At 69.9% G+C, this 11992-nt stretch carries 13 protein-coding genes; 10 read left to right on the forward strand and 3 right to left on the reverse strand.

The features are described 5' to 3' along the window. Positions 1-6 precede the first annotated feature (6 nt). The 7 genes from ABD793_RS35790 (at position 7) to ABD793_RS35820 (ending at position 6502) form a co-directional block, all read left to right on the forward strand. On the forward strand, positions 7-495 hold the full coding sequence (locus ABD793_RS35790) for a hypothetical protein (protein WP_344867829.1): 489 nt from the start codon (positions 7-9) through the stop codon (positions 493-495). A gap of 493 nt (positions 496-988) precedes the next feature. Beyond that, positions 989-1366 carry a hypothetical protein gene (locus ABD793_RS35795; protein WP_344867830.1) on the forward strand — a complete coding sequence of 126 codons (378 nt, stop codon included), beginning with the start codon at positions 989-991 and terminating at the stop codon, positions 1364-1366. Positions 1367-2002: 636 nt separating this feature from the next. Then, positions 2003-2938: a 30S ribosomal protein S2 gene (gene rpsB / locus ABD793_RS35800; protein ID WP_344867831.1), complete on the forward strand. Its 936-nt coding sequence runs from the start codon at positions 2003-2005 to the stop codon at positions 2936-2938. Positions 2939-3022: 84 nt separating this feature from the next. Next, positions 3023-3838 (forward strand): translation elongation factor Ts, encoded by an 816-nt coding sequence (tsf, locus tag ABD793_RS35805; RefSeq protein ID WP_344867832.1) that lies wholly within the window; start codon positions 3023-3025, stop codon positions 3836-3838. A 96-nt stretch (positions 3839-3934) separates the two neighbouring features. Further along, positions 3935-4678: a UMP kinase gene (pyrH, locus tag ABD793_RS35810; RefSeq protein WP_344867833.1), complete on the forward strand. Its 744-nt coding sequence runs from the start codon at positions 3935-3937 to the stop codon at positions 4676-4678. 49 nt (positions 4679-4727) lie between these two features. Next, on the forward strand, positions 4728-5285 hold the full coding sequence (gene frr, locus ABD793_RS35815; RefSeq protein ID WP_344867834.1) for a ribosome recycling factor: 558 nt from the start codon (positions 4728-4730) through the stop codon (positions 5283-5285). Between the two features lie 359 nt (positions 5286-5644). Continuing rightward, entirely contained in the window at positions 5645-6502 is an 858-nt protein-coding gene (locus ABD793_RS35820) for a phosphatidate cytidylyltransferase (RefSeq protein WP_344867931.1), read from the forward strand. A gap of 28 nt (positions 6503-6530) precedes the next feature. Here the strand turns inward: ABD793_RS35820 and ABD793_RS35825 are convergent, their stop codons facing one another. After that, entirely contained in the window at positions 6531-7364 is an 834-nt protein-coding gene (locus ABD793_RS35825) for a VOC family protein (RefSeq protein WP_344867835.1), read from the reverse strand. A 111-nt stretch (positions 7365-7475) separates the two neighbouring features. On the opposite strand from ABD793_RS35825, the gene ABD793_RS35830 reads away from it, so the two are divergent. Beyond that, on the forward strand, positions 7476-8291 hold the full coding sequence (locus tag ABD793_RS35830) for a class I SAM-dependent methyltransferase (protein ID WP_344867836.1): 816 nt from the start codon (positions 7476-7478) through the stop codon (positions 8289-8291). On the opposite strand, the gene ABD793_RS35835 is transcribed toward ABD793_RS35830, so the two are convergent. Further along, positions 8231-8869, reverse strand: a complete 639-nt coding sequence (locus tag ABD793_RS35835; protein ID WP_344867837.1) for a PadR family transcriptional regulator — start codon at positions 8867-8869, stop codon at positions 8231-8233. The two genes, ABD793_RS35830 and ABD793_RS35835, sit on opposite strands and share 61 nt — an antisense overlap. A gap of 157 nt (positions 8870-9026) precedes the next feature. On the opposite strand from ABD793_RS35835, the gene ABD793_RS35840 reads away from it, so the two are divergent. Continuing rightward, positions 9027-10679, forward strand: coding sequence for a glutamate--tRNA ligase (locus tag ABD793_RS35840; RefSeq protein ID WP_344867838.1), 1653 nt, complete (start codon positions 9027-9029; stop codon positions 10677-10679). A gap of 1 nt (position 10680) precedes the next feature. Here the strand turns inward: ABD793_RS35840 and ABD793_RS35845 are convergent, their stop codons facing one another. Beyond that, positions 10681-11235, reverse strand: coding sequence for a TetR/AcrR family transcriptional regulator (locus ABD793_RS35845; RefSeq protein ID WP_344867839.1), 555 nt, complete (start codon positions 11233-11235; stop codon positions 10681-10683). 57 nt (positions 11236-11292) lie between these two features. Here ABD793_RS35845 and ABD793_RS35850 point away from each other — a divergent pair, with 57 nt between their 5' ends. Further along, positions 11293-11991 carry an alpha/beta hydrolase gene (locus ABD793_RS35850; RefSeq protein WP_344867840.1) on the forward strand — a complete coding sequence of 233 codons (699 nt, stop codon included), beginning with the start codon at positions 11293-11295 and terminating at the stop codon, positions 11989-11991. The last annotated feature ends 1 nt before the right edge of the window (position 11992 follow it).

Genomic DNA, 11992 nt, shown 5'->3' on the forward strand with positions numbered 1-11992 from the left:
CCGCCGATGGCGACCGCCGCGAGGCGGTCCGGCGGCATGGTCGTCGGGGTCAGTGTGGTTGCCGGGGTCAGTGGTGCCAACCCGGTTGGTGTTGCCAACGGAGTCGGTGGCGGCAACCCGGTTGGTGTTGCCAACGGAGTCGGTGGCGGCAACCCGGTTGGTGTTGCCAACGAAGTTGGTGGCGGCAACCCGGTTGGCAGGTCCGTCGGGCTTGATGGGGCCGATGCGGTCGGCGCTGCCGATGGGGTGATTGGGGTCGGCGGGGCCAACACGTTGGTCAGGGCGAATGGGGCCGGTGCCGTCGAGCGGATGGCAGGCGGGCTTCGCGAGCAGAACCGTGCCGACTCGAGCGTCGCCGGGAACTTCCAGGAGGGCAGTTCGCGATTCGGCGGCCAGCCTGCTGATCAACTCGGTGGTGGCCAGGACGACGGGATGGTGGTCCGTCGTCGTTGCGGCGCAGGGTCGGAGCCGTTCGGTGCCCTCGGTCCGGGGTGAGGACCGGGCGGCGACGTCGGGAGGGAAGGAACCTGAACCACCGGCCGGAACTGGCGCCGCGTTGCCGGGGCGGGTCACTCCCGCGTGGTCGGGTTGGTGCGGTGCTGGGTGGCCGGGGTGGTGTGCTGCAGAGGGATCAGTGTGGCGCGGCGCCGGGCGATCGGCGTGCAGGTGCGTTGGGTCCTTGGCGTGGTGGGACGTCGGGTCGGTGGGGTGGCGTGGCGTCGGGTTGTCGGCGTGGTGTGGCGTCGGGTTGTCGGGGTGGAGGGGCGTCACGTTGGCGGGGTGGTGTGGCGTCGGGTTGTCGGCGTGGTGTGGCGTCGGGTCGGCGGCGTGGAGGGGCGTCAGGTCGGCGGCGTGGTGTGGCATCGGGTTGTCGGGGTGGTGCGCTGCCGGGCGCTCGGGTTGGTGCGGTGTCGGGTGATTGCGGCGAACCAGTGCCGAGTCGTCGGGGTGGTGCGGCCTGGGTGCGGCGTTAACGGCGGTATCGCGGGTGGACGCAGAGGGAATGGTGGCGGTCTTGGCGGCGGTGGTGCCGTCGGAGGTGGCGGCAGTATCCCTGGCATCGGCGGAGGTGGCGGCAGCATCGGCGGCGATGGTGGATGGCGGGCTGGTGGAGGTGGGGTCGGCGGATGTGCGGCTGGTGGACGCAGGGCCGGTGCAGGGGGCGGTGATGGACGTGGGGCTGGTGAACGCAGGACTGGTGGGTGTGGCGCTCATGGATATAGGGCCGGCGGTTACGGCGCTGGTCGACGCGGGGCTGGTGCAACTGGCGTTAATGGATGTGGCGGGGCCGGTGGCCGTAATGCTGGAGGGCATGGCGCCGGCGTGGGCGGGCATGGCGGCGGATGTGGTGGCGGATGTGGCGTAGGCGGGCCTGGTGCTGGCGGGCGTGACGTCGGTGGGCGTGGCATCGGTGACCGTGGCATCGGAGGTCTCGGCCTTGGTGGGTTCGGCCTTGGTGGGTTCGGCGGTCCCGGTGTCGCGGATTCCGGGTGCTGTTGTGCTGTGTTGTGGCGTTGGGTGGGTGGGGGTGTGCGTCCGTGCCTGCTGGGGGATGGCTTCGGGGTTGCGGTGGGGGAGGAGCGGGATCGGGTGTGGTCTGGTCACGAGGTTCATGCTCGGGGACCGGGCCGTCCGGGACGGGCGGTTGGGGTGGGGTTGTCCACAGGCTGGCGTGGTTGTGGACAACCCTGGGAGGGTCAGCCGCCGCCGGTGGGGGTGGGGCTGGTGGCAGGGGGTAGAATCAATTCCGCAGTCCACTCTGTGGGCTGACTTCGCGTGCACGTGTGTGCGCTCACGGACGGTCCGCTTCGCGGCGGGACCCGGACGGAGGGGCGCGCGGTGTCCGGCGGTCCCTGGGGTTTCGCACCGAAACCCGTCGGGTCCGGGCTCCGGCACGGCACCAGGGCGAGCGGTCACCCGGCCGCGAGCGACGAACCGGACAGCGCATCCGTGGCCGACCGCCGCGGGCGCGCGTGAGAACAGAGAAGGTGTGATTCCGGCAATGGCCGTCGTCACCATGAAGCAGCTGCTCGACAGCGGCGTGCACTTCGGACACCAGACCCGTCGGTGGAACCCGAAGATGAAGCGCTACATCTTCACCGAGCGCAATGGCATCTACATCATCGACCTGCAGCAGACGCTGACCTACATCGACCGTGCGTTCGAGTTCATCAAGGAAACCGTTGCGCACGGCGGCACCATCATGTTCGTCGGCACGAAGAAGCAGGCGCAGGAAGCGATCGCCAACGAGGCCGCGCGCGTGGGCATGCCCTACGTCAACCAGCGCTGGCTCGGCGGCATGCTGACCAACTTCCAGACCGTGCACAAGCGTCTTCTCCGCCTGAAGGAGCTCGAGGCGCAGGAGCAGACCGGCGGTTTCGCCGGCCTCACCAAGCGCGAGATCCTCACGCTGACCCGTGAGAAGGACAAGCTGGAGAAGACCCTCGGCGGTATCCGCGACATGGCCAAGGTGCCGAGCGCGGTGTGGATCGTCGACACCAAGAAGGAGCACATCGCCGTCGGCGAGGCTCGCAAGCTCAACATCCCGGTCGTGGCGATCCTCGACACCAACTGCGACCCGGACGAGGTCGACTACCCGATCCCGGGCAACGACGACGCGATCCGCTCGGCCGCGCTGCTCACCAAGGTGGTCGCCGAGGCCGCGGCGGCGGGCCTGATGTCCCGCTCCAGCCGCAACGGCGCCGCGGCGGACGCCAAGCCGGAGACCGGCGCCTCGGCCGAGCCGCTGGCCGAGTGGGAGAAGGAGCTCCTCGCGGGCTCGGACACCGCGTCCGCCGACGCGACCGAGGCGGCTGCCGCCACCGCGGACGCAACCACCCCGGCTGCGGCGACCGCGGACGCGGCTCCTGCCGAAGCGGCTCCGGCGGAGGCCGCCACCGCGGACGCGGCCGGCGAGCAGGCTCCGGCCAACTCCTGATCCACCGCGCCCGGGTGGTCCGCGCAGGGCCGCCCGGGCGCAGCTCAAGAAGCACACGTACCTGAAACGGACGGATTCAACACGATGGCGAACTACACCGCCGCTGACGTGAAGCGCCTGCGCGAGATGACCGGCGCCGGCATGATGGACTGCAAGAAGGCCCTCGAGGAGAACGACGGCGACTACGAGAAGGCCGTCGAGTTCCTGCGCATCAAGGGTGCCAAGGACGTCGGCAAGCGCGCCGAGCGGGCCACCGCCGAAGGGCTCGTCACCGGCGAGGGCGGCGTGCTGATCGAGCTCGACTCGGAGACCGACTTCGTCGCCAAGAACGACGACTTCCAGCAGCTCGCGGCGAAGATCGTCGGGGTAGCCAAGACGGTCAAGACCAACGACGTCGAGGCGCTGAAGGCCGCGGACCTGGACGGCAAGCCGGTCAACGAGACCGTGCAGGAGCTGTCCGCCCGCATCGGCGAGAAGCTCGAGCTGCGCCGCGTGGTGTCGTTCGACGGTCAGACCGCCACCTACCTGCACCGCCGCGGTTCGGACCTGCCGCCGGCCGTGGGTGTGCTCGTGGAGTTCACCGGGGACGACGTCGACGCCGCGCGCGGTGCCGCCATGCAGGTCGCCGCGCTGCGCGCGAAGTACCTGACCCGCGAGGAGGTGCCCGCCGAGACGATCGAGAACGAGCGTCGCATCGCCGAGCAGACCGCCCGCGAGGAAGGCAAGCCCGAGCAGGCGCTGACCAAGATCATCGAGGGCAAGGTCAACGCGTACTACAAGGACAACGTGCTGCTCGAGCAGCCCTCGGTCAAGGACAACAAGAAGACCGTCAAGGCCCTGCTCGACGAGGCAGGCGTGACGCTCACCCGGTTCGCCCGGTTCGAGGTCGGCCAGGCCTGAGCGAGGCACTGGGACTAGATTCTGGCACTGTGCCCCGTCTCCGTGATCCGGGGACGGGGCACAGTCGGGTCTACCGAGGGGCAGGAGGCGACACAGATGGGTGACCGGGTCGACGGCGGATATCGCCGGGTGCTGCTGAAACTGGGCGGCGAAATGTTCGGTGGCGGTTCGATCGGGGTCGATCCCGACGTCGTGCACTCGGTGGCGCAGCAGATCGCGGCGGTCGCGCGCACCGGCGTCCAGGTGGCGGTGGTGATCGGCGGCGGCAACTATTTCCGCGGCGCGGAGCTGTCCCAGCGCGGGATGGACCGCGACCGCGCGGACTACATGGCGATGCTCGGCACCGTGATGAATTGCCTTGCCCTGCAGGACTTCCTGGAGAAGGAGGGCCTGCCGACCCGGGTGCAGACCGCCATCACGATGGGCCAGGTCGCCGAGCCCTACATCCCGCGCCGCGCCGAGCGGCACCTGGAGAAGGGCCGCGTGGTCATCTTCGGCGCCGGGGTGGGCATGCCGTACTTCTCCACCGACACCGCCGCCGCGCAGCGCGCACTGGAACTGGGTTGTGAGGTCGTGCTGATGGCCAAGGCCGTGGACGGCGTCTACACCGCAGACCCGAAGACCGAACCGGACGCGAAGATGTTCCACGAGATCAGCCACCGCGAGGTGCTCGAGCGCGACCTCAAGGTCGCCGACGCCACCGCGTTCAGCCTCTGCATGGACAACAACATGCCGATCATCGTGTTCAATCTGCTCACCGAGGGGAACATTGCCCGTGCGGTGCGCGGTGAGAGGATCGGCACGCTGGTCAGCACCCCCGCCGACGGGCGGCCGGCGTAGGCCTGCTGGGATCTGCACAGGTTCGACAATCACAACACCGGGAGTAGCCGTGATCGACGAGACCCTCCTCGACGCCGAGGAGAAGATGGAAAAAGCGGTGTCCGTCGCCAAGGAGGACCTCACGTCGGTGCGCACCGGGCGGGCGAACCCCTCGATGTTCTCGCGCATCGTCGTCGAGTACTACGGCGCGCCGACCCCGCTGAACCAGCTGGCCAGCGTCAACGTGCCGGAGGCGCGGATGGCGCTGATCAAGCCTTACGACCAGAGCCAGCTCAACGCCATCGAGAAGGCGATCCGCGAATCCGACCTCGGGGTGAACCCGAGCAACGACGGCAACGTGATCCGCATCGTCATCCCGCAGCTCACCGAGGAGCGGCGCAAGGAGATGGTGAAGGTCGCCAAGGGCAAGGGCGAGGACGCCCGGGTGTCGATCCGCGGCGTGCGCCGCAAGGCCAAGGAAGAGCTGGACCGGATCGCCAAGGACGGCGAGGCCGGTGAGGACGAGGTCGCGCGCGCGGAGAAGGAACTGCAGAACCTCACCGACACCTACGTGCACCAGGTCGACGAGCTCGTGAAGCACAAGGAATCCGAGCTGCTCGAGGTCTGATGAGCCAGGTGAGCGAGGAACGCGAGGAGCGGGTGGAGGCCACCCCGCCACCGGGCCCGGCATCCGAGCCGGGACCGGACCCCGAACCGGCGCCGGAGCCCGGTCCGGGGCATTCCGCCTCGGAAGCACCGGACTCCGCCGCGCAGCCGGGAGCGGAAACGGCGTCTTCGCTGCCGGGCTCGGCGGCGGACGCCTCGCGGTCTGAGCCGAAGAACAGGGCTTCTCGGTCCGAGCCGGAGAAGGATGCTTCGCTGCCGGGTTCGGCGGAGGGCGCTTCGCGGTCCGAGCCGGGTGAGGCGGGGTCGTTGGCCGGTTCGGCGGAGGGCGCTTCGCGGTCCGAGCCGGGTGAGGCGGGGTCGTTGGCCGGTTCGGGGGAGGAAGCTTCGCAGTCCGAGCCGGAGAAGGCCTCGCGGGCCGGGCGGGATTTGCCTGCGGCGATCGGCGTGGGGCTGGTGCTGGGGGCGGCGATCATCGTTTCCCTGCTCACCGTCCGGTTCCTTTTCATCGGGATTATCGCGATCGCGATCGCGGTCGGTACTTTCGAGTTCGCCGGGGTGCTGCGCCGGGTTGCGCACAGCAAGGTTGCGATGATCCCGGTGCTGGTCGGCGGGCAGGCGATGATCTGGCTGGCCTGGCCGTTCGGGCGGGAGGGTGCGCTCACCGCGTTCGTGCTCACCGTGCTGGCCTGCCTGCTGTGGCGGCTGCCCGGCGGGGCGAAGGGGTACCTGCGCGACATCTCCTCGTCCGTGTTCGCCGCTGCCTACCTGCCGTTGTTCGGTGCGTTCGCGGCGATGCTGGTGCCGCCGGCGGACGGCGTCGGGCGGGTGCTCACCTTCCTCATCGCCGTGGTCGCCTCCGACACCGGCGGCTACATCGCGGGCTCGCTCGGCGGCAAGCACCCGATGGCCCCCACGATCAGCCCCAAGAAGTCCTGGGAGGGCTTCGCCGGATCGATGATCGCGGGCATCGTCGCGGGTGCGCTCACCCTCAGCCTGATGCTGCACGGCCACGCGTGGCAGGGCGTGCTCTTCGGTGCCGCCATCGTGCTCACCGCGACGCTGGGCGACCTCGTCGAATCGCTGATCAAACGCGACCTCGGCATCAAGGACATGGGTACGCTGCTGCCGGGGCACGGCGGCATCATGGACCGCCTCGATTCGCTGCTGCCCTCGGCCGTGGTGTCCTGGCTGCTGCTGTCCGCGTTCGTCCCGGCCTGAACCCGGCCTGCGCCGGCCGGAGCGGAGCTCAGTCGTCGTACGGGTCGTCGACCTCGGCGCGGCCGACGCCCTGGAGCACCCGAGAGTGGTCGATCACCCCGAACACCGAGCCGTCCGGATCGGCGAGGAGCGCGGTGCGGCCGAACGGGGTGTCGTAAGGCTCGATCACCACGGAGCCGCCCAGCATCAGCGCCTGCCCGGCGGTCGCGTCCGCGCCACGGGCAGGGGCGACCTCGAAGTACACCAGCCAGTGCGGCGGAGTGTCGCGTTCGTATTCCGGTCCCATCACGTACCGGTAGAGCACCGGCTCGTGGTCGATGAGGTATTCCGCGTAGTCGACGCTGTCCCCGTCGCCGACCTGCTGGCTCGAGTAGTTGAACAGCTTGGTGTAGAAGTGATCCGCGGCCACGCCGTCGTGGGTGTTGAGGTCGGCGCCGCTGAACGCGCCCGGCATGCCGGTGGCGAACCGCCAGTCGGGCGGGGTCTCCCAGAACACGATCGGCGCCCCGCACGCGTCGGTCGCGTGCAGGATGCTGCCGCGGTCCGGGATCGCGACCGGTCCGAGGGTCACCTCGCCGTTGAGGTGCTCGACCCATTCCGCCGCGGTTGCGGTGTAGGGCACGGAGATGTGCAGTGTCCAGCCGGGCACGCTGCGTGCCCCCGCCTGGTACAGACCACTGGTGGGCAGGCCGTCGAGGGACGCGATGCCGTACCGCCCGGTCGGTGTCGCCGGATCGCGGCGGATCTCGTACTGCCAGCCGAAAAGACCGGAGTAGAAACGCTGGGCCGCGGCGTCGTCGTGGCTGGCCAGTTCCACCCAGCACGGTAGACCTGCCGGGATCGTGTGCGAACCGATGGACATCCGGCCTCCTCCCCGATGAGGGGAAAGTCTATGCGGTACGGCCGGGTTCTACGCTCTGAGCGGGAGGATCCGGCCGAACCGCAGCCGGCCCGTGATCAGGGAGTCGAACACGTGCGCTGGTTTTCCCGGATCCCGCCCGCCGCGGAGGTGGTGCCGAGCCCCAACATCTGGTACCACCAGCAGGCCTACGAGGTGGAGAACCGCGCGCAGGACGTGGACGGCGAGATCTGGCGGGTGCTGCGCGCGGAGCATAACTGGACCGCGGCCGACGTCCTCGACATCGGCTGCGGCGACGGGTACCACTTGCCGTACTTCGCCCGCGACGCCCGCTCCGTGCTCGGCGTCGAACCGCACCCGCCGCTCGCGCGGGATGCGCAGCGGCGGGTGCAGGATCTGGCGAACGTGCGGGTCCGGAAGGGGCGGGCGCAGCGGCTGCCGGCGGACGACGCGAGCGTCGACCTGGTGCACGCGCGCACGGCCTACTTCTTCGGCCCCGGCTGTGAACCGGGATTGCGCGAGGCGGAACGGGTGCTGCGGCCCGGCGGGTCGATCCTGATCGTCGACCTCGACGTGACCAGCGAGCCTTACGGCAGGTGGATGCGCACGGATCTGCCGCATTACGACCCACCTGCGGTGGAACGGTTTTTCGCCGCGCACGGGTTCGGCTGCCGCCGGGTCACCACGCGCTGGCGGTTCGCGGACATCACGGCCGCGGAATCAGTGCTGCGGATCGAGTTCAGCGCAAAGGTGGCGCAGCAGGCGATCGCCGACGTGCGCCGGCTGAACCCGGGACCGGGCGAGGTGACGGTGCCGGTGGGCTACCGCGTGCACAGCCGCGGCAAGCCCACCGGCCTCGTCCTGCCGGGTCACTCGGCGGCCTCGCCCGATTCACCGGGCTCGTCTTCGACCTCGCCGAGGATCGAGTAGAGCGAGCGGCGGGTCTCGTTGAGCACGTCCACCGCACGGGCCTGCTGAGCGGTGCTGCCCGCCCGCATCACCTGCACCACGGCCGCGGCGAGCGTGGCCGCCGACTTGCGCAGCTCGGCCTCGGCCGGGTCCTCGTCGTCGGCGAAGTGCTCCCACGGCGGGGTGCCGGTCTGCTGCTCCGCGGCCGCGCGGCCTTCTTCGGTGAGCTCGAACAGCTTCTTGCCGTTTTCGTCCTGGCTCACCACCAGGCCTTCGTCGGCCAGCATCTGCAGGGTCGGGTAGATCGAGCCGGGGCTCGGCTTCCACAATCCGCCGCTGCGCTCGCCGATCTCGCGGATGATCTCGTAGCCGTGCCGCGGCTGTTCCGCCAGCAGGGTGAGGATCGCCGCGCGCACGTCGCCGCGCCTGCCACGCCGCGGACCGGGTCCGCGGCGTCCGCCCGGACCGTGGCCACGCCGGCCGCGGCCACCCGGACCGAATGCGAACTCCCCGAAATCGCGGCCCCACGGGCCGAACGCGGACCTGCCGTGCGCACCGTGCTCGTGGCCGCCGGGGATGGGGTGTCGTCGGTTTCTCATGATCGGAATCCTTTCTCGAACGGTTGCGACACGTTCACGATATATCGTAAACGGTCGTTGCGCCACCCCCGGACCTGGACGACCACCGGGAACGGCGGTCGGCGATACTCGAAGCGACCCGGAAACACCCCCGACGACCTGGGAGACCCGACCCCCGATGCTGGACCGTGCGGTCATCGACGCCCTGTTCCCCGCGGATCTGCCCGAGCCGGAGCACTGGGAGCAGCGCTACCCGGCCCGGCAGCTGCCCGACGGTGCGAAGGTGACCCGGTTCGGCCCGTCGCCCACCGGCTTCGTGCACATCGGCGGGATCTACACGGCCACCATCGACCAGGACGTCGCGCGCCGCTCCGGGGGTAGCTACCTGGTGCGCGTGGAGGACACCGACCAGTCCCGTGAGGTCGAGGGCGCACTGGACCAGTTCGAACGCGGCTTCGCCTACTTCGGCCTTGTCGCCGACGAGGACGCGGCGCGTGGCGGTGACTACGGGCCGTACCGGCAATCGGAGCGCGAGCAGATCTACTTCACCTACGTACGGCACCTGCTGCGCGAAGGCCGTGCGTACATCGACTTCGCCACGAAGGAGGAGCTGGCGTCGATCACCGCGCGCCAGCAGGCCACGAAGCTGCCCACCGGCTACTACGGCTCGTGGGCCATCTGGCGCGACGCCGACGCGGCCGACGTACAGGCGAAGCTCGACGCCGGCGACCCGTGGGTGGTCCGCTTCCGCGCGCCTGACGACACCGGCGCGCGCGTACGCTTCACCGACGCAATCCGCGGCACCATCGAGGCCGAAGCGAATCGCAACGACGTGGTGATCCTCAAGAGCTCCGAGCAGAGCCCACGGTTGCCCACGTACCACTTCGCGCACGCGGTCGACGATCACCTGATGCGCGTGAACCTGGTCATCCGCGGCGACGAGTGGATCTCGTCGGTGCCGGTGCACCAGCAGCTGTTCGACGCGCTCGGGTTCGAGCCGATCCAGTACGCGCACGTCGCACCGCTGATGAAGCAGGAGAGTGGCAGCAAACGGAAGCTGTCCAAGCGCAAGGACCCCGAGGCGTCGGTCGACTTCTACCTGGAGTCCGGTTTCCCGGTGCCTGCGGTGCTGTACTACCTGCGCGGCCTCGCGAACGGCCGGCTCGCCGAACTGCCGCTGGAACAGGCGCTGGCGGAGCCGATCAACCTGGACGAGTGCGGGGTCGCCGGTCCGCTCGTGGATCTGGTGAAACTGGACGACATTTCCGCCGACTACGTCGCGACCCTCTCCGGCGCGGAAATCCTCGAGTCGGTGCAGGAGTGGGCGCAGCGCTTCGACCCGGAGCTGCACGCGCTGCTGGAATCCTCCCGCGAGCTGGCGTTGCGCGCGCTGGCCGTGGAACGCGAAGGTGTGGAGAACCCGCGCAAGGACCTGAAGAAGTGGAGCGATTTCCGCGCTGTCTACGGGTTCTTCTTCCCGCAGCTGCACCAGCCGGTGACCGGTCCCGACGACGAGCGGATCGCCGCGCTCGGGGTCGCGCCGGAGGTGGTGCGTGCCGTCGCGGCGGACTTCGTGGCCGCCTACCGGCAGCTCGACGACGGCCAGGAATGGTTCCAGCAGATCCGGGACGTCGCGGCCAAACACGGTTTCGCCCGCAACGCCAAGGAATACAAGAAGGACCCGGACGCCTACCCCGGTTCGATCCGCGAGGCGTCGCAGATCATCCGCATCGCCGTCACCGGCTCGACCCGCAGCCCGGACCTGCACTCGATCACCCAGGCGCTGGGTGCCGAGGAAACCTTGCGGCGGTTCGGAAACCTGACGGCCTGAGTTACCGGCCCGCGGTCGTCAGCGTGGCCAGGAAATCGGCGAAAGCCCGATCGGCCCGCGACACCTCGCCGGTCGCCTCCAGGTCCATGATCAGGCCGCGGATGACCGCGAGCACGAGGGTGGCCAGTTCGGGGCGGCCGATGCCGCGAAGGCCGTCTTCGAGCGGGCGTAGCCAGTCCGTGGTCGCGCTACGGCGAAAATCCGGCCACAGCTGCTGCCCGGCCTCTTCGCGGAGCTTGCCGAACATGGTCAGGAACGGCCGGCCGGCCGGGCCGGTCATCACCTGCCAAGCCCGCCGCAGGGTGTCCGGATAGGGCTGGCCCGGTCGGGCGGACAGCAGCTCGCCGAACCACTCGCGCTGTCGCTGTCGTGCCCTTTTCAGGGTTTCCCGAAGCAACGCGTCGCGCGTGCCGAAGTGGTAGATGAGCATCCGGGTCGAGGTGCCGGATGCCGTCGCGAACGGCTCGAGGCGGCCGGGAAGGCCGTGTGCGAGGGCGTGGTCGACGCAGGCGTCGAGGATCCGGTCGCGGATCTCCGGCTGCTTGTGCCGTCCCATCGGCACAGGTTTTCACGTAACTGACGCTACGTCTACCGTGGGCGGGAGGAGGTCGAGATGCGTGTGGTATTCGTGCACGGAGCGTGCGTGCGGAACGGATCCTGGTGGTGGCACCTGGCCGCCGCGGCTCTGCGGGAGCGCGGGATCGGCAGCGTCGCCCCGGCGCTGCCGAGTTGCGGCGAGGGCGACCGGCCGGCCGGACCGCACGGGCCCGGATTGTCCGAGGACGTCGCCGCGGTAAGTGCGGCGCTGACCGCCGACGACGAGCCGGTCGTGCTCGTGGCGCACAGCTACGGCGGCATCGTCGCCGCCGAGGCCGCGGCGGATGCCGAAACGGTGCGGCACCTGGTGCTCATATCGAGTTACCTGCCCGAGACGGGCGAGTCGCTGTCGACGTTCGGTCCCGGCGCGCCGCCTCCGGTTCTGGACTTCGACCTCGACGGCGGCACGTTCGGCGCCCGGCCCGAGCTGTTCGCCGAGACGTTCGTGCAGGACTGCCCGCCGGACATCGCCCGCGACGCAGCGGCCCTGCTGGTCCGGCAAACGCTGGCGGTCACCCAGCAGCCGGTGCGTGCGGCGGCGTGGCACGACCTGCCCACGACGTACGTCGTATGCACCGAGGACCGCGGTACCCCGGTGGCGGCGCAGCGGGAGTTCTCCCGGCGCGCGGACAAGGTGGTCGAGGTACGCACGGGCCACCACCCGTTCTTGTCGCAGCCGCGGACCGTCGCCGATCTCGTCGCGAACCTGTCGTGAC

It is taken from the genome of Amycolatopsis ultiminotia, assembly GCF_039536925.1.
GTDB classification, from domain to species: domain Bacteria; phylum Actinomycetota; class Actinomycetes; order Mycobacteriales; family Pseudonocardiaceae; genus Amycolatopsis; species Amycolatopsis ultiminotia.